Annotated in this window: 22 protein-coding genes; 6 read left to right on the plus strand and 16 right to left on the minus strand. The window is 73.1% G+C overall.

Features of this window, described 5'->3' with window-relative positions; genetic code table 11:
• Positions 1-12: 12 nt before the first annotated feature.
• The 16 genes from AB0447_RS28040 to AB0447_RS28115 all read right to left on the minus strand — a co-directional run bounded on the left by AB0447_RS28040 (position 13) and on the right by AB0447_RS28115 (position 17,252).
• Positions 13-1,080 carry a glucose-1-phosphate thymidylyltransferase gene (locus AB0447_RS28040; protein ID WP_366479608.1) on the minus strand — a complete coding sequence of 356 codons (1,068 nt, stop codon included), beginning with the start codon at positions 1,078-1,080 and terminating at the stop codon, positions 13-15.
• Complete coding sequence (locus AB0447_RS28045; protein WP_366479610.1) at positions 1,077-2,303, minus strand: glycosyltransferase; 1,227 nt, start codon at positions 2,301-2,303, stop codon at positions 1,077-1,079. The genes AB0447_RS28040 and AB0447_RS28045 overlap by 4 nt, the downstream gene beginning before the upstream one ends.
• Before the next feature lie 249 nt (positions 2,304-2,552).
• Positions 2,553-3,176 carry a response regulator transcription factor gene (locus tag AB0447_RS28050; protein ID WP_366479611.1) on the minus strand — a complete coding sequence of 208 codons (624 nt, stop codon included), beginning with the start codon at positions 3,174-3,176 and terminating at the stop codon, positions 2,553-2,555.
• Positions 3,177-3,374: 198 nt separating this feature from the next.
• Positions 3,375-4,046 carry a GPP34 family phosphoprotein gene (locus AB0447_RS28055; protein ID WP_366479612.1) on the minus strand — a complete coding sequence of 224 codons (672 nt, stop codon included), beginning with the start codon at positions 4,044-4,046 and terminating at the stop codon, positions 3,375-3,377.
• 50 nt (positions 4,047-4,096) lie between these two features.
• Positions 4,097-5,395, minus strand: a complete 1,299-nt coding sequence (locus AB0447_RS28060) for a YcaO-like family protein (protein ID WP_366479613.1) — start codon at positions 5,393-5,395, stop codon at positions 4,097-4,099.
• A 122-nt stretch (positions 5,396-5,517) separates the two neighbouring features.
• On the minus strand, positions 5,518-8,073 hold the full coding sequence (lanKC, locus tag AB0447_RS28065) for a class III lanthionine synthetase LanKC (RefSeq protein ID WP_366479614.1): 2,556 nt from the start codon (positions 8,071-8,073) through the stop codon (positions 5,518-5,520).
• Between the two features lie 47 nt (positions 8,074-8,120).
• Positions 8,121-9,773 carry a daptide biosynthesis intramembrane metalloprotease gene (gene mpaP, locus AB0447_RS28070; protein ID WP_366479615.1) on the minus strand — a complete coding sequence of 551 codons (1,653 nt, stop codon included), beginning with the start codon at positions 9,771-9,773 and terminating at the stop codon, positions 8,121-8,123.
• Positions 9,770-10,516, minus strand: a complete 747-nt coding sequence (locus AB0447_RS28075) for an ABC transporter permease (protein WP_366479616.1) — start codon at positions 10,514-10,516, stop codon at positions 9,770-9,772. The genes mpaP and AB0447_RS28075 overlap by 4 nt, the downstream gene beginning before the upstream one ends.
• Positions 10,509-11,282, minus strand: coding sequence for an ATP-binding cassette domain-containing protein (locus tag AB0447_RS28080; protein WP_366479617.1), 774 nt, complete (start codon positions 11,280-11,282; stop codon positions 10,509-10,511). The genes AB0447_RS28075 and AB0447_RS28080 overlap by 8 nt, the downstream gene beginning before the upstream one ends.
• Positions 11,283-11,387: 105 nt before the next feature.
• Positions 11,388-11,558 carry a daptide-type RiPP gene (locus tag AB0447_RS28085; RefSeq protein WP_366479618.1) on the minus strand — a complete coding sequence of 57 codons (171 nt, stop codon included), beginning with the start codon at positions 11,556-11,558 and terminating at the stop codon, positions 11,388-11,390.
• Positions 11,559-11,607: 49 nt separating this feature from the next.
• Complete coding sequence (locus AB0447_RS28090) at positions 11,608-11,778, minus strand: daptide-type RiPP (RefSeq protein WP_366479619.1); 171 nt, start codon at positions 11,776-11,778, stop codon at positions 11,608-11,610.
• A complete protein-coding gene (gene mpaC, locus AB0447_RS28095; protein WP_366479620.1) occupies positions 11,775-13,025 on the minus strand; it encodes a daptide-type RiPP biosynthesis dehydogenase in 1,251 nt (416 codons plus the stop codon). The genes AB0447_RS28090 and mpaC overlap by 4 nt, the downstream gene beginning before the upstream one ends.
• The gene (gene mpaD, locus AB0447_RS28100; protein ID WP_366479621.1) at positions 13,022-14,284 is read right to left on the minus strand and encodes a daptide-type RiPP biosynthesis aminotransferase; all 1,263 of its coding nucleotides are present in this window, start codon (positions 14,282-14,284) and stop codon (positions 13,022-13,024) included. Before mpaD ends, mpaC begins: the two co-directional genes overlap by 4 nt.
• Positions 14,281-15,099, minus strand: coding sequence for a daptide-type RiPP biosynthesis methyltransferase (gene mpaM / locus AB0447_RS28105; RefSeq protein ID WP_366479622.1), 819 nt, complete (start codon positions 15,097-15,099; stop codon positions 14,281-14,283). The genes mpaD and mpaM overlap by 4 nt, the downstream gene beginning before the upstream one ends.
• Before the next feature lie 10 nt (positions 15,100-15,109).
• Complete coding sequence (gene mpaB, locus AB0447_RS28110; protein ID WP_366479623.1) at positions 15,110-16,195, minus strand: daptide biosynthesis RiPP recognition protein; 1,086 nt, start codon at positions 16,193-16,195, stop codon at positions 15,110-15,112.
• A gap of 46 nt (positions 16,196-16,241) precedes the next feature.
• Positions 16,242-17,252, minus strand: coding sequence for an LLM class flavin-dependent oxidoreductase (locus AB0447_RS28115; RefSeq protein WP_366479624.1), 1,011 nt, complete (start codon positions 17,250-17,252; stop codon positions 16,242-16,244).
• A 147-nt stretch (positions 17,253-17,399) separates the two neighbouring features.
• On the opposite strand from AB0447_RS28115, the gene AB0447_RS28120 reads away from it, so the two are divergent.
• The 6 genes from AB0447_RS28120 to AB0447_RS28145 are packed head-to-tail and all read left to right on the plus strand — an operon-like array spanning position 17,400 to position 23,607.
• The gene (locus AB0447_RS28120) at positions 17,400-18,449 is read left to right on the plus strand and encodes a glycosyltransferase (RefSeq protein ID WP_366479625.1); all 1,050 of its coding nucleotides are present in this window, start codon (positions 17,400-17,402) and stop codon (positions 18,447-18,449) included.
• A complete protein-coding gene (locus tag AB0447_RS28125; RefSeq protein ID WP_366479626.1) occupies positions 18,446-19,714 on the plus strand; it encodes an NDP-hexose 2,3-dehydratase family protein in 1,269 nt (422 codons plus the stop codon). Before AB0447_RS28120 ends, AB0447_RS28125 begins: the two co-directional genes overlap by 4 nt.
• Positions 19,708-20,664 carry an NAD-dependent epimerase/dehydratase family protein gene (locus tag AB0447_RS28130; RefSeq protein WP_366479627.1) on the plus strand — a complete coding sequence of 319 codons (957 nt, stop codon included), beginning with the start codon at positions 19,708-19,710 and terminating at the stop codon, positions 20,662-20,664. Before AB0447_RS28125 ends, AB0447_RS28130 begins: the two co-directional genes overlap by 7 nt.
• Positions 20,661-21,824 carry a DegT/DnrJ/EryC1/StrS family aminotransferase gene (locus tag AB0447_RS28135; RefSeq protein WP_366479628.1) on the plus strand — a complete coding sequence of 388 codons (1,164 nt, stop codon included), beginning with the start codon at positions 20,661-20,663 and terminating at the stop codon, positions 21,822-21,824. The genes AB0447_RS28130 and AB0447_RS28135 overlap by 4 nt, the downstream gene beginning before the upstream one ends.
• A complete protein-coding gene (locus AB0447_RS28140) occupies positions 21,821-22,390 on the plus strand; it encodes a dTDP-4-dehydrorhamnose 3,5-epimerase family protein (protein ID WP_366479629.1) in 570 nt (189 codons plus the stop codon). Before AB0447_RS28135 ends, AB0447_RS28140 begins: the two co-directional genes overlap by 4 nt.
• Positions 22,390-23,607: a class I SAM-dependent methyltransferase gene (locus tag AB0447_RS28145; RefSeq protein ID WP_366479630.1), complete on the plus strand. Its 1,218-nt coding sequence runs from the start codon at positions 22,390-22,392 to the stop codon at positions 23,605-23,607. The genes AB0447_RS28140 and AB0447_RS28145 overlap by 1 nt, the downstream gene beginning before the upstream one ends.
• Positions 23,608-23,646: the final 39 nt, after the last annotated feature.

Raw genomic sequence — 23,646 nt, forward strand, 5'->3', positions numbered from 1 at the left:
GAGGCTCGGGGCTCAGGAGGCGATCTGGATCCGGCTGTGGTCGCCCAGCACCAGGCGGTGCGCGCGGGGCGCCCGCGCCGCGCCGGACACGTGGACGGACCGGCCGATGAGGGAGCCCTCGATGCGGCCCGCGTCCTCGATCCGTGCCCCTTCCAGGAGGATGGAGAACTCCACCTCGCTGCCGCTGATCCGGCAGTGGTCGGCGACCGAGGTGGAGGCCCCGATGTGGGAGTCGCTCACGACGGCGCCCGCCCCGATGACGGCGGGACCGACGATCCGCGACCGGACGATCCGGGCGCCCGCCGCGATCCTGACCCGGCCCACGATCTCGCTGGCCGCGTCGACCGAGCCCGCGACCTCCCGCTCGATGCCCTCCAGTACCGCCCGGTTGACCTCCAGCATGTCGGCGACGTTTCCGGTGTCCTTCCAGTAGCCGGTGATGGTGGTGGCACTGACGGAGCGGCCGGAGTCGATCAGCCACTGGATGGCATCGGTGATCTCCATCTCGCCGCGCGCGGACGGCGCGCACGCCGCGACCGCCTCGTGCACGGCCGGGGTGAACAGGTAGACCCCGACCAGCGCGAGATCGCTGCGCGGTGCCGCCGGCTTCTCCTCCAGGCGTACGACGGCACCGTCCGGGCCGAGTTCGGCGACGCCGAACATCGACGGGTCCGCGACCTTGGTGAGCAGGATCCGGGCGTGCGGGCGGTCCCGGCGGAACGCCTCGACCGGGCCGGTGATCCCGCCGACCACGAAGTTGTCGCCGAGGTACATCACGAAGTCCTCGTCGCCCAGCCAGTCGCGGGCGATCAGCACGGCGTGCGCGAGCCCGAGCGGGGCCTCCTGGCGGAGGTAGGTGATCCGGGCCCCGAAGCGGGAGCCGTCGCCGAGGGCGGCCCGGATCTCCCGCTCGGTGCCGCCGACGATCACACCGATGTCGGTGATGCCGGCCGCGACGATCGACTCGATGCCGTAGAAGAGGACGGGCTTGTTGGCCACCGGGACGAGCTGCTTGGCGGCGGTGTGGGTGATGGGCCGCAGCCGGCTGCCGGTGCCGCCGGCGAGGACGAGTGCCTTCATCGGGCGCCCGCCCCGGCCGTCACGGCCGCCCTGGCCGTCACGGCCGCCCCGGCCGTCACGGTCGCGTCGGTTGCCCCAGCCACCCCGGCCGCCCCGGCCGTCACGCCCGCCCCGGTTGCCAGGTGGGCCGCCGGGTCCGACGCCATGTCCGCCGCCGTTTCCGCCGCCATCGCGTCCAGCAGGGCGTACAGGCGCGGCTGGGTGCGGCGGACGAGTGCGGTGATGCGTTCCGCGTGGTGTGCGTCGGCGCAGCGCAGCGGCTGGGCCAGGACGTACCGGCCGCTGGGGCCGCCGCCCCCGGAGTGCGGCAGCCGTACGACCGCCGGTTCCGGCCACAGCTCCTGCCCCTCGACCGCCTGCCGGGCCCGCGCGATCTCGGCCGCCGCGTCGCCGGCCCAGCCCACGGGCCGGGTGAAGGCGGGTTCCGCCGCCAGGCGGGCCAGCCACTCCGCGCCGTCCGCGGCCTGGGCCGCGGCCAGGGCGGTGTCCGCGTGTCCGGCGCGCAGCCGCTGCTTGAGGGCGTGTGCCGCGCGCGGATCGTCGAAGGCCGCCAGCGGCAGCCAGTGCCGGGGCGGGATCCGGTGCCGGCGGGTGCCGGCGTCGTCCAGGAGTACGGTCGTCCGCTCGGCCGAGGTGGCGACACGCGCCCCCGCGTCGGCCATCCGCAGCCACAGGTCCCAGTCCTCCAGCCCGGCCCCGGCCCGCCAGCCCCCGACCCGCTCGGCCAGGCCGCGCCGGTGCGCCACCCGGGACGGCTCGAAGATCACGCCGAGCAGCTGGAGTTCGGGGTGCCAGCACATCTCGTGCGGTTCGGACCGGGCGGTGGACCGGCCCTTCGGGTCCTGGAGTTCGAAGCCGGTGGCCACCAGGTCGGCGCCGGTTCCGATCAGCGACAGGATCAGCGCCAGGTGGTCCGGGCGCCAGCGGTCGTCGTGGTCGAGGTAGGCGACGACCTCTCCGCGGGCCTCGGCGAGCGCCAGGTTGCGGGGGCCGCTGGGGTGGCCGTGGCGTTCGGCGCGCAGCAGCCGGATCCGGGGGTCGGCGAGGGCGGCCTCGCGTACGCAGTCGTCGGTGTCGTCGGTGCTGCCGTCGGACACCACCAGCATCTCCCAGTCGGTGACGGTCTGGGCGGTCACCGAGGCGAGGGTGTCGAGGATGGGGCGGGACCGGTTGAAGGTCGGGCAGATCACCGATATGCGGGGCTGCCCGGGGGAGTGGTCCATCTGTGCAACTTTCCGCGCGGCGATATCGGTGGTGGGCCGCATGCCGAGCCGAAAGAATTACTTCCCACTGCTGCACCGGTGGGCTATTGGCGTGCCCCTGATGCGAATCCTGCAGAAGTGACGAATTGTCATCCCGGTGGAATTTCCGCCGGTACGGCGTGCGGCGCCTGGCGCAAAAATAGCGCCGGGCGCCGCCGTTACGCGCCCGTCGGAAGACGGGTCATTCCCCGTCCCGGGACGAGGATCCGCTCAGGCCGCGAAGCGGACCGGTGCGGTGCGGGAGTGCCAGAAGGCGGCCACCTGGGAGCGGTCGCGCAGGTGCAGCTTTCGCAGCACGTTCGACACGTGGAACTTGACCGTGCTGCGCTCGATGGTCAGCTCCTCGGCGATCTCCGAGTTGGACTTGCCCTCGGCGACCAGCATGGCCACCCCCCGCTCGCGGTCGGTGAGCCGGATGACCTCCGCGGCCGGCGGTTCCGGCTGCCGGAACTGTCCCAGCCGTCCCGCCAGCAGGGTCGGCACCAGCTCGGGGGAGACCCAGCCCCGCCCGCTCAACACCTCGCGAACTGCGGTGATGTATCCGTGGTCGGGGTCGTCGCGGTCGATGATGCCGACGACCCGGCCGAAGGCGGGCGACTGCCAGAACGGATCGTCCTGGCCGGAGACCAGGGCGACGGTCCGGCGACCGTGCCGGCTCAGCTGGTGGTCCGCGTCGAGCGCGCCGCCCTCCACCACCACGACGTCGGCGGGGGTGCCGGACTGCACCCTCCCGTCCTCTTCCCGTCCACAGACCTGCCAGCCGGGCACGGTCAGAGCCTCGGACACGCGGCGGCGCAGCGAAGGAGAATTGATGACAAGAAAGATACGTTCCATGCTTCCCCGTAATTCTGATGTGCAAAGCGGTCGTAACCCGGGTCGGTCAGAACCCGGGTTGTCGCCCCCGCGACAACAACCTTGATCAGTAATAGGGAAGTTAACACATTCAGCCACCCGGGTGAACGATGACGCGCACCGGAGCGGGCGCCTCCGGGAGAATTGAGGTTGACCTGAGGAACTCCGAAACCGCGCGCCCTAGTTGCCCGTGTTGATGGCGGCGACGGTCGTCGCGGCGTATCCGGCCAGGGCCACGTTCACGGAGTCGGCGAGCTGCTGCATGGCCGGTTCGGCCCAGTGGCCCTCGGCCAGCTTGCCCATGCGGGCCCGGACGGCTTCCTGCTCGGCCTTGTCGGTCCGGTCGCCGAAGACCAGCGTCTCCAGGCCGCCGCTGTGCAGCAGCACGATCAGGGCGGCGGTCCGGTCGTCCGGCCGCTCCCCTTCCAGGACCGCCGCGGCCAGCTTGGCGCGGACACCGGCCTCGGGGGCGCCGTCGACCTCCGGGTAGCGGTGGGTGGGGAAGATGCCCCAACGCCGGGTCTTCTCCTCGCGGATGATGCCCTTCTCGAGCAGTCCCTGCCGGGCGCCCTCCACGGCCTCCTGCTTCAGCCGGTAGATCCACGCCTGGGCGTCCTCCGGCTGCTCCGCCGCCCCGATGGCCGCCAGTGCGGCATCAAGAACCGGAATCCCCAGGGGAGTTGAGTCCGTGACCAGAACCCTGCCCTCGTCCAGGCGGATGCGGCCCGCCAGCCCCAGTTCCAGCAGCGAGGCGCTGGAGATCATGAACTCGGACTGAGGCTGCAGCGCCTGCGCGCCGGTGGTGTCGTCAAGGGACAGGAGCATGATCTGCTCGCCCAGTGTGGTTTCCATACGAATGTCCTCTCCGTGGCCCTGACCTGCGAAACGTTCTGTGTGACAGATCACGGTAGGGGGTGCGGGCGGTGTTCGGGAGCCGGCCCGGAAGCGGCCGGAAGCCCCGTGCGGGCCTCGGCCGTGCGCAGCCGCGTGGTGTTCCAGCTGAACCCGAGGCCCTCGGACAGCCGTAGCGGCTGATAGCCGACGGGGATCACCTTGACCGCCGCCCAGCCCATCTCCCGGAGCGGAAGCGGAAGTCGGTGGCCGAGGTCCACCACGAGCGGATCGGCGCCGTCGGCGAGGAGTCCCGCCACCAGCTCCTGCGTGGTCACCTCCCGGGCCTCCCGGGGCGGCCGCGGTCCGCGGAACTGTCCGGTCCACTCCTCGACCAGCTCGAAGCAGTCCCTGGAGGCGACGTACCGCAGCCGGTCGTCGTCGTCCAGGATGGCGGCCGGGGCCTGTCCGTACCCGTGGCTCTCCCGCTGGTTGACCACCGCGGACCGGACCTGGAGCGCCTCCTGCAGCGCGCCCAGCATGCTCCAGCCGACCCGGTCGGTGGCATTGCAGCCCATCGTGGCCAGCGGCTGCGGGCCGGTCCGGTCGAGCACCACCCCGACCGTGCACGCCACCCCCGGAATACCGGTCGGCAGATCCGCCAACACCGGCTCCAAGCCCGCTCCGACCGCCGCTCCCCACAGCTTGAGCAGGCTGCGCAGCAGGGCGTTCTCCTTGCCGCGGGGGAGTCCGCCGGCCGTCAGGGCGGCCAGGTCGATGCGCATCGGGCGCAGCCGCTGCTGCCAGGCGACGAGCAGCGCGTCCCGCTCCACCAGCTCCAGCAGGGCGGAGCGCAGGGCCATGTCGTACCCCTGCCCGGAGGCCGCACCCGAAGGGCCCGGATCGAACCCCTCCGCTTCGCCGGGCGGGGCCGGATAGTCCACCAGCCCGGCCGGTACGAGGAGTTCGGAGCCGTCGGCGAGCCGCCGGGCCGGGTACCAGGTCAGGGTGCGGCCGGTGGCCGCCGGATCGCCGAGGCCGAGGCCCGGGGTGGCGAAGTCCAGGGCCCGCGCCCCCAGTCCGGCCGCGGTGCCCCGGACCTGCCCCGGCACACCGCCGTCCTGCGGAAACAGCGCGAACCGCTCGACGGCCTCGCCGGCGCCGCGGACCAGCGCGTCCATCCGGGTGTGCCCGTACGCGCCGACCACGCGCGGGGTCAGGGCCTGGCCGTCCCGCTCCGCCCGGTCCGTACCGGCGGCCAGCCGGACCAGGGCCCGCCACAGCAGGTCGTCCGGCGGCCCGGGCGGCAGCATGCAGGAGTCCTCGGCCAGGCCGTTCGCGGGGTCGAGGGTGGCCAGGAAATCGATCATCAGCGGTTCCAACCAGGGGGAGGGGAGGACGAGCCCCTTCGGCGGGGGCTCCGTCGGGGCTCGTCCGGTCTGTGCGGTTCTGCGCCGGCGCGTGCAGTGCGCTTCGTCGGTGATGCGGTGGTTCAGAAGAACGGCAGCCGGGCGCGGCGGTCGGTCAGGGCGGCGGTCAGGGCCAGCAGCACCCCGGCCGAGCCGGTCGCCAGGTCGGCGGAGATCCGCAGGCACTCCTGGCCGAGGAAGGCGATGCCGCCCCGGAAGGGCACGGCGTTGATCCCGAGCCCGGCCAGATGCCGCTCCAGCACCGGGTCCGCCCCGGTGCGGTCCGGGCCGGAGGCCAGGTGGATACGGGTCAGGATGGTGCCGGCGCGGCCGTTCAGGAGGCCGGCCTGGGGGAGGAAGGGCAATTCGGTGGCCGCCCGGATCGCGTCCCGGGCCCGGGCCAGCTCCTCGTCCGGCCGGTGCGCCAGCAGGTCGTGCAGCACCATCCCGGTGCCGCCGCTGCCCGCGCCGATCACCGGGATACGGCCGGTGGCGGACTCCCCGAACGGCTCCCCGGGCCGCCAGCCGAGACCGTCCAGGTCGGTGCGCAGCGCCTCGGCCGCCCGGTCCAGCAGGGTGCCGTCGCCCGTGTGCTCGTACAGCCGGAGCAGGAACAGGGCGGTGCCCGCCCCGCCCCGCAGCAGCCCGGTGGCCGGGCGGCGGTCCGGTCGGCGGTCGGCCGGGGAGGGCAGTCCGGCGAGCCGTTCCGCGATCTGTACGGCCTCGTCGGGGAGCCCGAAGTGCAGCAGGGTCAGGCCCACTCCGGCCAGGCCGTCCTGCAGGGAGTGGTCGAGCCCGGACAGCGGCGCCCGGGCGATCCGTCCCACCAGCTCGCGGGCGGTGCCGGCGCGGCCGAGCCGGTCCAGTGCGTACGCGATGCCGCCCAGCCCGGCGTAGAAACCGGGCTGCGGATCGCCCGCCGCCCGCACCCGCTCGACCAGCCAGTCGAGGTGCTCCTCCGGGACCGGCAGCCCGGCTTCCCCGAGCGCCCACAGCACCCCCGCGGCTCCGTGGGCGAAACCGAGACCGCCCTCCGGGGTGAAGAACTGCTCGGCGTCACCGGGGAACAGCCGGTCCTCACGCCCCTGCTGAACGGTGGCCAGCACGCTGTCCCCGAGGGCCCGCAGCCACCCGGAACGCTCCCCGGGCCCGGGCACGACCCACAGCCCACCCGAACCCGCCCCGGAGCCGTCCGCCCCGGAGCCGTCCGCCCCGGCAGCGGTCTCCTCAAGGCCCAGGTCGCGGCGGACCGCGGCGGCGAAATCGGCGGGCACCGGATAAAACCGCGTGATCAGGTCGAGCAGTTCCTCCGGCTTGTCCGGGGACCACGACACCATCGCCACCAGCGGCGCGAACATCGCCAGCCGCAGACAGCCCAGCGCATAGCGGTCCACCGCGAACCCGGTGTAGCCGGCCGGGGCGATGAAGCCCACCGCGCCCATGGTCTGCCCGGTCTGCTCCTCCGGCGGTACGGCCGTCTCGAAGTCGATGAACACCACTTCGCCGTCCGGCCGGACCAGCAGGTTGCCCGGGTGCAGGTCACCGAAGACCACGCCCCGCTCGTGCATCCCGGCCACCGCGCGCTCGGTCTGGCCGAGCACGTCCAGCGCCCACGCGGTGTACTCCGCGACCGCCGTGGCCGACGTCATGCCGTTCAGCAGCGGGTTGCGCCGCATCAGCTCCTTGGACAGCGCGGTGCCCTCCACCCACTCCCGGACCAGGAAGTAGTGCTCGTGGCCCTTGCGGTAGTCGATCAGCCGCGGGATCGCCGGTGCCCCGGCCAGCCGGCGCAGCGCCCAGTGCTCCTGCTTGTGCCGGGTGACCGCGTCCCGGCCGTCCGCGTCCAGGCCCGCGTACGGCCGGGCCTCGCGCAGCAGGACCTCCGAGCCGTCCCGGGTGTCCGTACCCCGGTACACCCCGCCGCCGTTGGAGAAGTGCACGGCGGCGGTCACCCGGAACGGGAAGTCCCGCAGCGTGCCCGCCCCGCGCGCGGCCAGCGACTCGGCCAGACAGCCGGGCACCGTCACCCACTCCGGCGGCCGGAACCCCGGGCCCCGCCGGTCCGGCACCAGTTCGCCGTCCGGGCTCTCGATGCAGTAGACGAGCTCTCCGGTCTCGGCGGAGCGGACGGTCTGGAGCACGAAACCGCCGTAGCGGACGTAGAGCGGGCCCTGCCGGTAGCGCAGGTCGCTGAGGATGTACGGGCCGGGCTCGCCCCCCACCAGGGTGTCGAGCTCCCGCAGCACCTCCTCGAAGTGCGCGTCGTCCAGCGGGTACACGGTGATGAACTTGCCGCTGCCGCTGCGGTCGCCGTACTTGCCGTTGCGCCGCTGCAGCAGCTGCGCGGAGCGGATGAACTTGAACATCACGCCCTCGGCGACGCAGTACTTCGCCACCAGGTCGAGCAGGTGCGCGGCGTTGTCCAGGGTCGCCGAGACATGGATCTTCCAGCCCTGCTTGGGCAGCGTCACCCCCGGCGGGGCCATCACCACCCACTCGCTGCCCGGCGTGCGCGACCAGCCCTCGGGCAGTGCGCCACGGGCCGGCGGGAAGGCGTCCTCGGCCGGATCGACCCGGGCCGGCAGATCGAAGAACGGCGTACCGGGCGGGCAGAAGTGCAGATGCCGGAGGATGTCCATGTCGTGCGAGTCCTGTCACCGTGAGGGCCAGCGAGTGGCGGGGGCGGTCAGCGAGTGGCGGGGGCGATGTACGAGAGGTAGAGCCAGGTGCCGAGCGAGCGGGTGCCGGCTGCGACGCGCGCGGTGCCGATGGCCTCGGCCGGAGCCGTGCCGGTCACCGCCATCGGCAGGACCAGGGCGGGCACGGACAGGGAATCGCCCTCCCGCACGGGCACGAACGCGGACAGCGGCACGGTGCTCTCCTCGGCCCGGCCCCGCTCCACGGTCCCGGTCCCGGTCTCGGTCCGGGTGACCATCCCGCGGCGGTACAGGGTGACCTCCGCGCCCGGGGTGACCGCCTCCAGGTCGGCGGAATCGGACAGCACCAGCGAGGCCCTGCCGTCCTCGAGGACGTACCCGCCGGCAACCGTGTACGGCACGCTGACCATGGTCAGTGCGGCACCGGCGGTGGCGGCGGCCAGCAGCGCGGTGGCGCAGATCCGCCCGATCCCGGCACCGCCCGTACGCGCCTCGCGCACCAGCCGCCGGCCGCCGGCCCAGGCCCGGTACCCCAGGTAGCCCACCGCGACGAGCACCAGCGTGGCGCCGAAGATCCCCATGCCCTGGAGCAGGTCGAGCCAGAGGGTGGCGGCCAGCCCGATCAGGTACAGCGGGAAGAGCATGCAGGCGAGCCCGAACGGCACGGACCACCACAGCCCCGGCAGTTCCTTCTCGTACCGGCCGCCGAAGAGGATCCGGGCCAGGAACCGGCGGGCGTCGGCCATGGTCCGGTCCCGCAGGTGCGAGATGTCCAGATGGGTCATCAGCGCGATGTAGCCGTCGAGTTTGACGAACGGCAGCAGGTTCAGCAGGCTCGTGAGGTAGGTGGAGACGGCGAAGACGAGCATGCCGTCCCGCAGTCCGCCCTCGCCCGCGGCGAGCGAAGCGAGCCCCGCCGAACCGGCGATGACCAGCTGCGTCACGATGCCGGCCAGCGCCACCTGGACGCGCTGCCGCCGCTCGGGCAGCCGCCAGCCGTCGGAGACGTCGCAGAAGAACGCGGGGGTCAGGTAGAAGAGCATCACGCCCATCCGGCTGGGCCGGCCGCCGTGATGGGTGAGGACCGCGCCGTGACCCATCTCGTGCAGTGCGGTCCCCAGGACGGAGGCGCCGGAGACGCCGAGCAGGATGCCCAGCGGCAGCGGTGCGCCCAGGCTCTCCTTGACCACCGGGGCCTGGGACGCGAGGGCCAGCAGACCCCCCAGGGCGAGGACCGCCGCGAGGACGGCGCCCGCCCGGTTGGCGAACAGCCGCAGCAGCGGCGCGAGCCGGCCGAGCATCCGGTCCGGTTTCACCACGGTGAGCTGGAAGGTCAGCGGCGGCACGAACTTGAACCAGGTGCTGCTGCGCTTGTGCGGCAGTCCGTCCTCCAGCAGCCGCATCCGGCTCAGGCTTTCGACGGCCTCGCCGACCGCCTGCTCGGTCCACGGCGGACCGAGCTCGGCCACCAGGTCCGGGTGGCCGCGTTCCCCGTCGATGGCTTGGAGCAGCCGGACCATGTCCGAACCGACCCGGATGTACTGCTGCGCGCCGCGCTGCACCACCCACGGGGCGTCCTCGGCGATCGGCTCGTGGAGCGTGACGTCGGGGGCCAGTTGCGGCCGGGCCAGCAGGGCGGTGGCCCGCTCCGGGGCCAGTGTGCCGCCCCGGCCGGACCTCATATGACGTCCCGGGAAAGGAACAGCTTGCGGGCGGCGAACCCGGACAGGGCCAGCCAGCCGGCGATGACGAGGAGGGCCAGCGGCACGGACAGCAGCTCGGGCTTGCCGTCCCGGTAGACCGAGCTCATCGCGATGGTCAGGGTGAACTTGCCCGCCTCGGGCAGCAGCCGCAGCAGGGCCTCGTCGACGAACAGGGTCAGGCCCAGCAGGGTGGCGACGGCGGCGGTCTGGTTGCGGATGATCCAGCCGAGGAAGACGCCCCAGGGGGCGCCGAGCAGGGTGACGGTGAAGACGCCGACCAAGGTCAGGGTGGTCTCGCCCGTCCACACCGGCTCGTACTCGGTGGTGGTGGCCAGGAACAGCGTCGGGGAGGCCGCGGCCAGCACGGTGGCGAGTACGGCGTAGAGGGCGCCCATGCCGGTGCCGGCGATCAGCTTGGCGGCCAGCAGCCGGTCGCGCCCGCCGCTGAGCAGCACGGTCCGGGCGATCGCACCGGAGTTGTACTCCTTGGTGACGAACACGGCGCCGAACAGGGCGGAGAACAGCAGCAGCATGAACCAGCAGCGGACCACCTGGTCGGTGGCCGCCTCGACGGTGTCCCGGCCGGCGGCGATGTCCGCGTCGGCCTGGGCGACGAAGCCGGTGCCGGCCAGGACGCCGAGGAACACGCCGATCAGGGCGAGGATCCACCAGGCCCGGCCGGTCCAGGCCTTGGACCACTCGGCGGCGATGACGTTACGCATGTGCGGCCTCCTTCGCCGGCTTGCTTCCGGTGCCGCCGGTGCCTCCGGTCCCGCCGGTGTCCCCGGCGAGGGCGAAGAACCGGTCCTCGAGGCTGTACCGGCCCTGTTCGGTGAGCTCGTCGAGGGTGCCGCAGTAGCGCAGGCCCTGCTGCACGATCACGACGTCGTCCACGGTCTGCTCCACCTCGGCCAGCAGGTGGCTGGAGAGCAGAACGGTGCGTCCCTCGTCGGCGAGGGACCGCAGGAAGGTGCGGAGCCAGCGGATCCCGTCCGGGTCGAGACCGTTGGCGGGTTCGTCCAGCACCAGCAGTTCGGGGTCGGCGAGCAGCGCGCAGGCCAGGGCGTGGCGCTGCTTCATGCCGGTGGAGAAGCCCTTGTGCTTCTTGTCGGCGCGGTCGGCGAGGCCGACCCGCTCCAGTACCTCGTCCACCCGGCGGGCGGGGAGGCCGAGCATCTTGGCCCAGATCTTCAGATCGCGGCGGCCGGACACGCCCGGCATGGCGCCGATGCCGTCCATGGTGACGCCGATCCGGTGGGCCGCGTGGGGCAGTTCGGCGTAGGGGGTGCCGAACACGGTGGCGCTGCCGGAGGTGGGCGCGGTGAGGCCCAGCAGCATGCGCAGGGAGGTGGTCTTGCCGGCCCCGTTGCGGCCGAGCAGACCCACGATCCGACCCGAGGGGACCTCGAAGGTGATGTCGTCGACGGCGGTGAATGCGCCGAAACGCTTGGTCAGACCGTCGAATTTCGCTACTGCGGTACTACTCATGCGCGCTCCGTGGCAACGTGGCAACGTACAAACGGCGGGACCCCGGGTCCCGGAAGGAAATGAGGCTTCCTTCCGGGACCCGGGACCGGGCTGTCACCTGAGGGATCAGGTGACGGCGACAGCGGAGGCCACACCGCCGTAGATGGCGGAGGCGGCGACCGAGACGGTCACACCGGCCTTGAAGTTGGACCAGACGCCGGGGGCCTCCATGGCCTCCAGCTCCTGCATGCCCAGCTCCAGGGAGTCGATGGCGTCCTTCTCGAAGATGTCCTGCATGTTGTTCACCTCCTTCACGCGGTTCGTTGGATCGGTCGGGGGACGGTCATCAGGTCGCCGCGATGGCGGTGGCGACGATGCTGTACGTGACCGCACCGCTGACACCCGCGCCGCTGATGTAGCCGCCGACGGACCACCAGCCCGGGGCCTCCATGGCCTCCAGCTCCTGCATGCCGAGCTCGAGCGCCTGGCCGAAGTCCTGGTTCAGGTTCTCCTTCATGTGTGTGACACCTCCTTTCCTCGTTCCGACGTGTGCTTCGGTCGTCCGCAGGCGGTGAGCGACAGCTCTCCGCGAGCGGAAGTCTTGGTGGGGACCGCCCGGTGCAGCAGGGCCTCGATGTCCGCGGCGCTCAGGCCGTCGAGCATCGGCAGCCCCGCGCCCCAGGCCCGTACGGAGCTCCGGGCGACCGCGGTGATTTCCGCGGGATCCGCGGCGACCTCCCGTACGACTCCCCAGGAGTCGATCAGGGCCGCGATGCCCGGACCGGGGTCCTCGGGCAGTGCCGCGTCCGGCACGGCCGTCCGCAGCAGCCGCCACAGCCGGTCCAGCCGGCGGGCCGAGCCGAGCCGGGTGTCGCCCGCGGCGATCGCGGACCACAGCGGCGGCAGCAGCGCGGCCACGGCCGTCATCTTCCGCAGGCCCAGTCCCGTCGACAGCTCGTTGGCGAGGTACCAGCCCTTGCCGCCGTACGGAGCCCGGCCGAGCAGCACCCAGCCCCCGTGGCTGAGACCGCTGATCTTGGCGATCTCGGCGCGCAGCCCGGCGTCGGCGGACCGGAGTCCGGCGCCGAGCCGGACCGCCCGGACCGCCAGCGCCTCGGCCAGCGCGTCCTCGGTGGGCAGGTCCCGGTGGTCGCCGACGTACTGTCCGGCGATCCGGAACAGCACCTCCAGCAGGCCCTCCGAGAGGAGTGCGTACGGCAGGGTGGCCGTGGCCTCCGGGTCGATCACCGCGGCGTCCGGCCGCAGCGAGCCGCCCATGACCAGCCGCTTGCCCTGCGGGTACTCCAGGCAGGCGACCGCGCTCAGTTCGGCCCCGGTGCCCAGCGTCGTGGGCACGGCGACCAGCCGGGGCCCACGGTGCTCCGCCGGCGGCAGCAGGATCAGCCCGCACCGCTGCGGCACCCTGAGCCGGTCTTCGGTTCCGGGGTCCGCCGACAGCAGGACCGCCAGCTTGGCCTGGTCGAGCAGCGAGCCGCCGCCGACCGCGATCACCAGTTCCGTGTCCGCCAGCCGCCGGGCGAGCCCGGTGACGGCGGTCAGATCGCCGGAGCCGCCGATCACGACGGTCCGTGCGGTCCGGCCGGCACGCTCGATCTGCTCGCGGACCGAGGCGGCGACCGCCGCGCCGGCGATCCCCTCGTCCAGCAGCAGGGTGACGGAACGCTCCGTACGGGTGCCGAGCCATGCGGCGAGCTCGTCACCGCCGTACATCATCACCGTCGGGCAGTGCCAGCCGTTGCTCATGCGAGGGCCTTCTCCCGGGTGGTCCGGAACGCGGCCAGGCCGGTCCGGACGCAGTCCAGCAGTTCGGTCAGCTCCGCCTCGCTGTAGGTCAGGGCTGGGATCAGCTGGATGCCGTGCACCCCGGGGTGGACGATGGCGCCCGCCGCGCGGATCGCGGAGACCAGCGCGGGCACCTCGGTCTGCGGCAGCGGCGCACCGTCCGCCGTGGTCACCCGGACGGAGCGGAAGCAGCCCAGGCCGGTGGTCCCGGACACCGAAGGGTCCTCGGCGGTCAGCCGGGCCAGCTCGGTGTCCAGCCGCTCCGAGAGCCGCTGCCCGAGGGCCACGGCGTCCAGCCGGCGCATCTCCGCCAGGGTGGCGAGGATCGCGGCGCAGGTGACCGGCGTACCGGCCTGGGTCTCCCCGTGGGAGAGCAGCGCACCGGCCTCGTCGAAGGCGTCCGCCACCCGGTGGGAGACGATCACGGCGGCCGCGGCGGACGTGCCGTTGGTGAGGCCCTTGGAGCTGACCACCAGGTCGGGGGCGCTCGGCCAGCGCTGCGAGGCGAAGAAGCTGCCGGTCCGGCCGAAGCCGGTGGCCACCTCGTCGGCGACCAGCAGGAAGCCGTACTCCTCGCGCAGCCGCAGCAGTTCGGCCACGTACTCCTCGGTGAGCGCGACCGCACCGGAGCCGAGCACCGGCTCGACCACCACGGCGGCGATCTGGCCGCCCTGCCGGGCCAGCAGCGCGCCGATCTCGGCGGGATCGTTCGCGGTGACGTGCCGGACCAGCCGCTGGTCCACCCCGTACAGCTGCTGGCCCAGGTTGTCGCCGGTCAGCGAGAAGCTGCCGTAGGTCAGGCCGTGGTAGCTGCCGCGCAGACCGACGACCACCTTGCGGCGGTCGTCGCCGCGCAGTGCGTGGTAGTGCCGGGCGAGCTTCATCACCAGGTCGTTGGCGGCGCCCCCGGAGGTCGAGAAGAGCACCTTCTTGAAGTCCTCGGGACCGCTGACCTCGATCAGCGCCTCGGCGGCCCGCCGGGCGTACGTGTTCTCGTACCGGAAGACGCTCAGGTAGGAGGCTTCGCGCAGGGCTTCGGCGGCGGCTTCGGCGATCGCCGTGTTGCCGTAGCCGATGTTCGTGTTCCACAGGCCGCTTGAGCCGCAGAGCAGTTCGCTGCCGTCGGCGTAGCGCACCCGGACGCCGTGCGCGGACACCGCGCAGAGGTCGTCGCGCCCCTGGTCTTCCGGGGCGAGCAGGGAGGCCCAGAGGGCGGTCATGCCGTGACACCTGCTTCCAGTAGTACGTCGTGGTGGCGCGAGCCGCCGGCCGGCAGCGGGTGCCGGGCCAGGACGGACAGGCCGGCCTGTTCGAGTTCGGTCGCCAGCCGGTCGGCGGGCAGCACTCCGACGGTGCTGGTGCACACCGTGACGGGGCCGCTGTCGGGGATCGGGGCGGGAAGGACGGTGACGGTCCGGGATTCGGCGCCGACCGGCCAGTACTCGTGCATCCGGTAGCCGGAGCCGCCGGCGCCGGTCACCTCGAACACCGCCTCGGGGTCCGTCTGGGCGCCCGGGTCGGAGATGTCGGCGGTCGAGAGCAGGAACCGGCCGCCGGGCGCGAGGTGTTCGCGCACCGCTGCGTACAGTCCGGCCCGGCCCGCCGCGTCGAGCAGCGAGATCGAGGTCGTGCCCAGCACGATCAGTTCGAACCGGCGGCCCAGCGCGAAGGAGCTCATGTCCCCGTGGACGGGGGTGCAGCGGTCGCGCAGCCGGGCCGGGGAGCCGGCGAGCCGCTCGGCGAGCAGGCCGAGCATGCCCTCCGACAGTTCCAGGGCGGTGACCGAGCGGCCCAGCGCGAGCAGGGGCAGGGTCAGCCGGCCGGATCCGGCGGCCAGTTCGAGGACGTCCCCCGGAGTACGGCGGACCTGGGCGATCAGTTCGCGCACCTCGTGGGTGTCGCGGACCGAGAGGTCGTGGTAGACCGGGGAACCGGTCGGGTCGTACAGGTCGTGGAGCTCGGCCCGGTCGCCGAGTCCGGCGATCAGCCGGCCGGCGTCGCCGGGTACGGCGAGCGGAGTCAGTGCGAGGGCCATGGCCGCGGGCTCACTTCCCCGCGCCGAGCAGCTCGCCGGAGCGCAGTGCGACACCGGCGGCGGCGAAGGAGGATTCGACCTTCGCCAGGGCGTCGCGGTCCGCGTGGGCGGCGGCGGCGTCGAGGGAGCCGTGCACCAGCAGCGCCTCGGCGAGTTCACCGGCGGACCGGTTGATCCGGAAGGTCCGGCCGGAGGCGTGCAGGTACGCGGCCTCGTCGGTCCACAGCAGCAGCGGCAGCGAGGCGTCCGTGAGGTCGGCGGGCCGGGTGATCCCGGTTTCGGCCGCCGGCGCCAGGCGTCCGCCGAAGCCGGAGACCCGTGCCTCGCCCAGACCGCGGGCACGGAGTTCCCGTACGGCGTTCAGCGCGGCCAGGTACCGGCCCAGCCAGGGGCGTTCGGCGAGCGCGGCGGCCCGCTCCGGCTCCGGCAGAACGGCGCCGAGGGAGACCGGACAGGGCTGGTCGCTCGTGGAGTTGAGGTGTTCCCAGGCGGCGTGGACGGTGGCGAAGGAGTCGCCGAGCGTACCGATCCGGCTGCCGCCGGGGGAGACCGACAGCTCGCCCTCCGGGCCGACCCACAGCCGGGTGCCGGGACCGTCGCCGGCCGGGCCGCCGCCCAGGGCGGAGACGTCGGCGAGCTGCACCGCGGGGTCGGTGACGAAGGAGACGAACCCGCCCTCGGCGCGGGCCCGGTCGGCGTCGGCGAGGAAGGCCTCGAAGTCGGTCTCCTCGGTGATCCGGACCAGGGTGGCGCCGATCACGGACATGTAGGCGGAGGTCGCGTAGTCCTGGGACTGGAGGAAGAAGTCGTCGTCGATGGAGAGGTCGCCGCCGGGTTCGCTCAGCGAGCCCTCGTACCCGACGACCAGCGGCGCGCCCTCGCTGTCCGGCACGCCGGTGTCCGGTGCTCCGGTGTCCGGTGCTCCGGGGGAGAGGATGACCGAGTGCGGGCCGACCAGGTCCGAGCCGAGCAGCTGCGCCAGGTGGTCCGCGTTCTCCAGGACCACCGTGGCGGCACCGACGGCCGGTTCCCCGGCACGGCCGGGCAGTGCCCGGCCCACGCCCCAGGACATCACATGCCGCTTGGCCACGGACATACGGTTACCGCTACCGTTCATGATTTCCACCCCCCTGGATGACTGGTTATCGAGAGACTGCTGAAAGAATGGTCTTGAGATCGTCCATGACGGCTTTCTGGCCGTGGACATTGAAGACGCCGGTCAGATTGAGAATGATTTCCTCGACCCCGGCCTTCCGGTAAACGTCGAGTTGTTCGACGACCCGGTCGATGTCGCCGTGCACGAATGCGCCGCCGTCGATCATTCTTTTCGCCGCTGCCGGTAGTTCCAGCCCGGAAATGTCGATTCCGGCCTGCCGCAGCATGTCGATGTAATGCGGCGCCTTCATGTGCGTCGCATTGCTGGCGATGACCATGTCCGAGGGTTCCCGGCCCGGCCGGTCCAGCGCCACCGGGACGATGGCCGTCAGCCGCGGAGTCTCGCGCCCGGCGGTGCCGGCGCCCTCCCGCATGGCCGGAAGCACCGTGCCCTCCAGGTAGCCGGCGGGCGTCAGCCAGGTGATGGCGGCGTCGGCGACCTCGCCGGCCAGCCGGGCCATCCCCGGCCGCAGCACTCCCAGACCGAGATCGATCCGGGGCGCCACCGCCGGTCCCATTCCGGCGTGACAGGAGAAGTACTCCCCCTTCACGTCCACGACCTGCCCGGAGAGCAGGCCCCGCATGATGGTCAGGTACTCGCGGGCCGCCGTCAGCGGGCTGGCGTACGGCTCGCCCAGCAGACCGCGCTGGAAGGACTTGCCGCCCGGCCCGAAGCCCGCGACCACCGATTCCCCGGTGGCCAGGGCCAGCGACCGGACCTGGTGGGCGGCCTCGTACGGATGCCGCAGCGGCATCAGCGTGACGCCGAGACCGGTGGGCACCCGGAAACCGGCGCCGGCCGCGGAGGCGAATCCCTGGAAGGGCTCCACCAGCATGGCCTGTCCCTGCCACAGCCGGTGGGCATCGGTCCATTCCACCAGGGCTGCGTACGGCAGCAGCTGTTCCGGCCGACGCGGCAGGAACGGCATGAGTACCGAATACGCGGTCATGTGTCTCACTCCATTGCTTTTCCCGACCTCTCGGCCGGACAACAGCAAATCTACGGAGGTTCCGAGGGCTGCACACCCGCCACGAGGAGAGTCCTTTCCGGCCCCTCCCCCGTCCCGGGACGGGGGAGTTCGGCCCGGTGCAATACTCCGTCGCACCGGACCTTGGAAAGGTCGCGCTTGGAAAGGCCACACGACATGCCACCGCGCATCACCGTCATTTGCCCCACGTACAACCGCAGTAAGGCGATCCTGTCGACGCTGGAATCCGTGCGGGCGCAGCGCATGCGCGACTGGGAACTGCTGGTGGTGTCCGACGCGAGCGACGACGACACGGACGCCGTGGTCGCCGGGGCGGCCGCGCAGGACTCCCGGATCCGGCTCCTGCGCACCCGGCGGTTCGGCTCCCAGTCCGGGCCGACGAACATCGCCCTGGACGAGGCGCGCGGCGAGTTCATCGCCTACCTCGATCACGACGACCTCTGGGAGCCCGGCCATCTCGCGGGGATGTGGGAGGCGTTCGAGGGCGGGGCCCGCTGGGTGGCCACCCGGGCCCGGAAGATGACCGAAGCGGGCACGGTGACGAGCACCGCCCATCCGCTCTCCCTGGTCTGGCACCCCGAAATCCAGCTGATGAGCCCGCTGTTCGAGAACTCCTGCGCCGGCCACGCCGCCGGACTGGCCCAACGGGTGGGCGGCTGGCGGGAGTCCCCGGTCGGGTTGGAGGACTGGGACCTGTGGCTGCGGTTCGCCGATGCGGGCGAGCGCTGCACCACCCTGCTGGACCGTACGGTCACCCTGCTCGACGACCCGCGCACCCGGACGCACAGCCTGGAACGGCAGTTCACCCAGGAGATCGCCCGCTTCGAGACCCCGCGGGCGGCCCGGGCCGCCTACCGGGCGCTCTCCGACGCCCGGCTCCAGGCCCGCGAACTCGCCGCCACCCGCCTGGACCTGCTGGAGTGGTACGGCCGGCTGGCGGAGCGCGGCGAGCTGGTGCTGCCCCGCGGCTGGCAGGGCGGCACGGGCGCGCTCGAGGCCGCCGTCGAGGACGCGCTGGGGGTCGGCGGCACCGTGTGGAAGGGCCTGGCGATCGTGGACCGGGGGACCCACGTGTCCCTGTGCGTACCGCTGTCGACCATGACCGCCGAGCACGCGGACCGCTACACCCGCTGCTTCCGGGCCACCATGCGGCACCAGATGGCCTTCCTCGAGGACGTGCTGCCGGACGGGAGCGTGCTGCGGTGAACGTCCCGAACTGGGTGGCGGAGGCCCGGGAGCGGATATGGACCCGTACCGAGCAGGTACCGCTGGAGGCCCTGGCCGACTGGGACACCGATCCGGCGGCAGGCGGCCTCCGGCACCGCAGCGGCCGGTTCTTCTCCGTCGAGGGGCTCGGCGTACGGCTGCCCGGACATCCGGTGCCGCACTGGCAGCAGCCCATCATCAACCAGCCGGAGACCGGCCTGCTGGGCCTGCTGACCGCCCCGATCGACGGGGTCCCGCACGCCCTGGTCCAGCTGAAACCGGAACCGGGCAACTGGGGCGGGCTCCAGCTCTCCCCGACCGTGCAGGCCACCCGCAGCAACTACACCGGCGTACACCGCGGCGCCCAAGTCCCTTACCTGGAGCATTTCCTGGACGCCGCCGAGGACCGGGTGGTCGCCGATCTCCGCCTGTCCGAGCACGGCTCCTGGTTCCTGGCCAAGCGCAACCGGAACATGATCGTGGAGACCGTGGCGGCGGAACCGGCCCCCGGATTCCGCTGGCTGTCCGTCGCCGGCCTGCGCGGGCTGCTGGCCGTGGACGACCTGGTGAACATGGACACCCGGTCCGTGCTGGCCTGCCTGCCCGGCGGGCCGGCGGAGCCGGGGCCCGCCCTCCACGGCACCGGGGAGATCCTGCGCTGGATCGCCGGCTCCCGGTCCCGGGCGGGTGTGCGGGAGCGGCTGCCGCTGGACCGGCTCACCGGCTGGCGGCGGACCGACGGCCGGATCGTCCACGACAGCGGCCGGTTCTTCGAGGTGATCGGGGTCCGCGTCGAGGCCGCCGGCCGCGAAGTCGCCCGCTGGGACCAGCCGATGATCGCCCCCCTCCACACCGGCATCCTCGCCTTCCTGCTGACCCGCATCGACGGCGTCCCGCACGTGCTGGTGCAGCTGCGGGCGGAGGCCGGAGGCGTGGCCGGCCCGGAGCTCGCCCCGACCGTGCAGTGCACCCCCGAGAACTACGACCTGCTGCCGGCCACGGCCCGGCCCCCGTTCCTGGACGAGGTGCTGGGTGCCGCACCGGACGCGGTCCGGTTCGACACGGTGCTCTCCGACGAGGGCGGCCGCTTCCACCACTCGCGCAGCCGGCACCTGATCGTCGAACTCGACCCGGCCGCCGAGCGCCCGGAGCACCCGGACTACCGCTGGGTGACCCCCGGCCAGCTGCGGGAACTCCTGCACCTGGGCCCGTACGCGAACATGCAGACCCGGTCCCTGCTCGCCTGCCTGGACGCCGCATGCTGATCACCGTGCTCGGCGCGTCCGGGTTCATCGGATCGGCCGTGACCGCCGAACTCGCCCGCAGCGGCGCCCGGTTGCGGACGGTGTCCCGCCGCCCGGCCCTTCCGGTCCCGGGTGCGGAGCACCGTACCGCCGATGTCACCGAGCCCGGCCGGCTGGCCGAGGCCGTTGCCGGATCCGATGCGGTGGTCCACCTGGTCGCGGAGCTGTCCGGGACCGGGACGGCGAACTGGCGGGCCGCCGGCGACGGCCCGGCTGCCCGCCTGATGGACGACCTGGTCGTCGCCCTCGCCGCGCGCGGCGGACCGCCGCCCGTGGTGCTGTTCGCCTCCACCGTCCCGCCGTGCGGGCCGGGCGCCCCCACCCCGTACGAGCGCGGGAAGCGGGCCGCCGAGCAGATCCTGGAGCGGGCCACCGCGCGGGGGTCCGTACGCGGCATCACCCTGCGGCTGCCCACGGTCTTCGGTCCGCCCACGGTCTTCGGCCCGGCCGCCGCCCACGGCCCGGCGGCCGCGGACCGGGGCGTGGTGTCGGCGATGGCCCGGCGGGCCGTGGCCGGGGAGCCCATCACCCTGTGGCACGACGGCACGGTCCGCCGCGACCTGCTGTACGTCGCCGATGCGGCCACCGCGTTCACGGCCGCCCTCGGCCGTGCCGACGCACTGGCCGGAACCCACTGGGACGTCGGCACCGGCCGAGGCCTCCCCCTCGGCGAGGTGTTCCACGCCCTCGCCGGTGCCGTCGCCGCCCGTACCGGCCGGCCGCCGGTCCCGGTACGCCGGGTCGAGGCACCCCCGTACGCGGCGGCCGCCGACTTCCGGGACGTGACCGCCGACCCGGCCCCCTTCCGCACCGCCACCGGCTGGGCCCCCCGGGTCCCGCTGCCCGAGGGCCTCGCCTGCACCGCCGCCGCCCTGACCGGCGGCAGCCATGGAAAGGACGACCGCGCATGACCACCTACGTCTGGGACTACCTGCGGGAGTACGAGGCCGAACGCGAGGACCTCCTCGACGCCGTCGAGACCGTGTTCGCCTCCGGACAGCTGGTCCTCGGGAAGAGCGTGCACGGCTTCGAGACGGAGTTCGCCGCCTACCACGGCACCCCGCACTGCGTCGGCGTGGACAACGGCACCAACGCGATCAAACTCGCCCTGCAGGCCCTCGGCGTGGGCCCCGGCGACGAGGTGATCACCGTGTCGAACACGGCCGCCCCGACCGTGGTGGCCATCGACGCGGTCGGCGCCCGCCCCGTCTTCGTCGACGTCCGCGAGGAGGACTTCCTCATGGACACCCGGCAGATCGAGGCCGCGATCACCGACCGGACCCGCTGCCTGCTGCCCGTCCACCTCTACGGCCAGTGCGTGGACATGGACGCCGTCAACCGGCTGGCCGCCGCCCACGGCCTGGCCGTCCTGGAGGACTGCGCGCAGGCGCACGCGGCCCGGCACCACGGCCGGACCGCCGGCACCATGGGCGACGCCGCCGCGTTCTCCTTCTACCCGACGAAGGTGCTGGGCGCGTACGGGGACGGCGGCGCGGTGCTCACCGCCGACGAGGCGCTGGCGGCCCGGCTCCGCCGCCTGCGCTACTACGGCATGGAGGAGCGGTACTACGTCGTCGAGACCCCCGGCCACAACAGCCGGCTCGACGAACTCCAGGCGGAGATCCTGCGCCGCAAGCTGGGCCGGCTCGACGCCTACGCGGAGGGCCGCCGGGCCGTCGCCCGCCGGTACGAGGAGGGCCTCGCGGACACCGGGCTGGTCCTGCCGCGTACGGCCCCCGGCAACGAGCACGTCTACTACGTGTACGTGGTGCGCCACCCGCGCCGGGACGCGATCGTCGAGGCGCTCAAGGCCCGCGGCATCTCCCTCAACATCAGCTACCCGTGGCCGGTGCACACCATGTCCGGGTTCGCGCACCTCGGCTACGGGCCGGGCTCGCTGCCCGTGACGGAGGCGCTTGCCGGGGAGATCTTCTCGCTGCCGATGTACCCGTCGCTGCCGCGGGAGGTGCAGGACACGGTGATCGGTGCCCTGCGCGAGGTGCTGGCGGAGGTGCTGGCGGAGGAGACGGCTGAGGCCTCGCCGGAGGAGACGGCGGAGGAGACGGCGTGAGGACGCGCGAACTCGCCGTGCCGGGCGCGCTGGAGTTCACCCCGGACCTGCACCGCGACGACCGCGGCCTCTTCGTCTCCACCTTCGAGGAGCGGGAGTTCCGGCCGCTGTTCCCGGTGCGGCAGGCCAGCCAGAGCGTCTCCCGGCGGGGCGTCGTCCGCGGGGTGCACTACACGGCGGTGTCCCCGGGCACCGAGAAGTACGTCCACTGCCCGCGCGGCGCGGCCCTGGACTTCGTGGTGGACCTGCGGGTCGGCTCGCCGGCGTTCGGCACCTGGGACTCGGTGCTGCTGGACGAGCACCACTTCCGGGCGGTGTACCTGCCGCCCGGGGTCGGGCACGCCTTCGTGGCCCTGGAGGACCACACCGTCATGTCCTACCTGCTGTCGGCCGGCTACGTGCCCGAGCACGAACGGGCCGTGTCCGTCCTGGACCCGGCGCTCGGCCTGCCGATCCCCGCCGGCCTCACCCCGGTCCTCTCGGACCGGGACCGGGAGGCTCTCACCCTCGCCGAGGCGGCCGCCCGCGGCCTGCTCCCCTTCTTCGCACTCCATGAGGAGATCTGATGACCCACTGCCGTGTCTGCTCCGGACCGCTGACCGAGTTCCTCGACCTGGGGGCCCAGCCCAACTCCGATGCGTTCCCGCGCCCCGGGGAGACCGACGGCGAGTACTTCTTCCGTCTCGCGGTCGGCCTGTGCGCCGACTGCACGATGGTGCAGCTGATGGAGGAGGTGCCGCGGGAGCGGATGTTCCACGAGGACTACCCGTACCACTCCTCGGGATCGTCGGTGATGCGGGAGCACTTCGAGGACACGGCCCGGCAGCTGCTGGCCGGCCCGGCCGCCGGCCCGGACGCCTTCGTGGTCGAACTCGGCTGCAACGACGGGGTGATGCTGGCGACCGTGGCCGCGGCCGGGGTGCGGCACCTGGGCGTCGACCCGTCGGCGGGGGTGGCGGACCGGGCCCGGGAGAAGGGCGTACGGGTGCGTACGGCCTTCTTCGAGGAGGCCACGGCCAGGGAGATCGCCGCCGCCGAGGGCCGGGCGGACGTCGTCTACGCCGCGAACACGCTGTGCCACATCCCGTACCTGGAGTCGGTCTTCCGCGGGCTGGACGCGCTGCTGAAGCCGGACGGGGTGTTCGTCTTCGAGGACCCCTACCTGGGCGAGATCGTGGAGCGGACCTCCTTCGACCAGATCTACGACGAGCACTTCTACTTCTTCACCGCCCGCTCGGTCCGCAACCTGGCCCGCCGGCACGGCTTCGAGCTGGTGGACGTGGTCCGGCTGCCGGTGCACGGCGGCGAGGTCCGCTACACCCTGGCCCGGCAGGGCAGCCGGCTGCCGACGGCGGCGGTGTCCGCCCTGCTGGCCGAGGAGGAGTCGGCCGCGCTGGCCGACCCGGCCACGCTCGACCGGTTCGCCGCCGCGGTGCGGCGCACCCGGGAGGAGCTGACGGGGCTGCTGGGCCGGCTGCGTGCGGAGGGCCGGCGGGTGGTGGCGTACGGGGCGACGGCGAAGAGCGCCACGGTCGCCAACTACTGCGGGATCGGCCCGGAGTCGATCGAGTTCGTCTGCGACACCACCCCGGCCAAACAGGGCCGCCTCACCCCCGGCTCCCACATCCCGGTCCTCCCGGCGGAGGCCTTCGCGGCGCCCTACCCGGACTACGCGCTGCTGTTCGCGTGGAACCACGCGGAGGAGATCATGGCGAAGGAACAGGCGTTCCGCGCCTCCGGCGGCCGCTGGATCCTCTACACCCCGCAGGTCCGGGTCCTCTGAGGCCCATAGGGCCTGTAGGCCTGTCGGGCCTGTCATTCG

The sequence above is a fragment of the Streptomyces sp. NPDC051211 genome, assembly GCF_040689505.1.
GTDB lineage: Bacteria > Actinomycetota > Actinomycetes > Streptomycetales > Streptomycetaceae > Streptomyces.

Coding starts and splice junctions, on each gene's coding strand:
- AB0447_RS28055 (WP_366479612.1), bottom strand. CDS start 4,046: ATGGAAACCACACTGGGCGAGCAGATCATGCTCCTGTCCCTTGACGAC.
- mpaB (WP_366479623.1), bottom strand. CDS start 16,195: ATGTCCGTGGCCAAGCGGCATGTGATGTCCTGGGGCGTGGGCCGGGCA.
- AB0447_RS28120 (WP_366479625.1), top strand. CDS start 17,400: ATGCCACCGCGCATCACCGTCATTTGCCCCACGTACAACCGCAGTAAG.
- AB0447_RS28135 (WP_366479628.1), top strand. CDS start 20,661: ATGACCACCTACGTCTGGGACTACCTGCGGGAGTACGAGGCCGAACGC.
- AB0447_RS28080 (WP_366479617.1), bottom strand. CDS start 11,282: ATGAGTAGTACCGCAGTAGCGAAATTCGACGGTCTGACCAAGCGTTTC.
- AB0447_RS28145 (WP_366479630.1), top strand. CDS start 22,390: ATGACCCACTGCCGTGTCTGCTCCGGACCGCTGACCGAGTTCCTCGAC.
- mpaC (WP_366479620.1), bottom strand. CDS start 13,025: ATGAGCAACGGCTGGCACTGCCCGACGGTGATGATGTACGGCGGTGAC.
- AB0447_RS28045 (WP_366479610.1), bottom strand. CDS start 2,303: ATGGACCACTCCCCCGGGCAGCCCCGCATATCGGTGATCTGCCCGACC.
- mpaP (WP_366479615.1), bottom strand. CDS start 9,773: ATGAGGTCCGGCCGGGGCGGCACACTGGCCCCGGAGCGGGCCACCGCC.
- AB0447_RS28050 (WP_366479611.1), bottom strand. CDS start 3,176: ATGGAACGTATCTTTCTTGTCATCAATTCTCCTTCGCTGCGCCGCCGC.
- lanKC (WP_366479614.1), bottom strand. CDS start 8,073: ATGGACATCCTCCGGCATCTGCACTTCTGCCCGCCCGGTACGCCGTTC.
- AB0447_RS28085 (WP_366479618.1), bottom strand. CDS start 11,558: ATGCAGGACATCTTCGAGAAGGACGCCATCGACTCCCTGGAGCTGGGC.
- AB0447_RS28075 (WP_366479616.1), bottom strand. CDS start 10,516: ATGCGTAACGTCATCGCCGCCGAGTGGTCCAAGGCCTGGACCGGCCGG.
- mpaD (WP_366479621.1), bottom strand. CDS start 14,284: ATGACCGCCCTCTGGGCCTCCCTGCTCGCCCCGGAAGACCAGGGGCGC.
- AB0447_RS28090 (WP_366479619.1), bottom strand. CDS start 11,778: ATGAAGGAGAACCTGAACCAGGACTTCGGCCAGGCGCTCGAGCTCGGC.
- AB0447_RS28060 (WP_366479613.1), bottom strand. CDS start 5,395: ATGATCGATTTCCTGGCCACCCTCGACCCCGCGAACGGCCTGGCCGAG.
- mpaM (WP_366479622.1), bottom strand. CDS start 15,099: ATGGCCCTCGCACTGACTCCGCTCGCCGTACCCGGCGACGCCGGCCGG.
- AB0447_RS28130 (WP_366479627.1), top strand. CDS start 19,708: ATGCTGATCACCGTGCTCGGCGCGTCCGGGTTCATCGGATCGGCCGTG.
- AB0447_RS28040 (WP_366479608.1), bottom strand. CDS start 1,080: ATGAAGGCACTCGTCCTCGCCGGCGGCACCGGCAGCCGGCTGCGGCCC.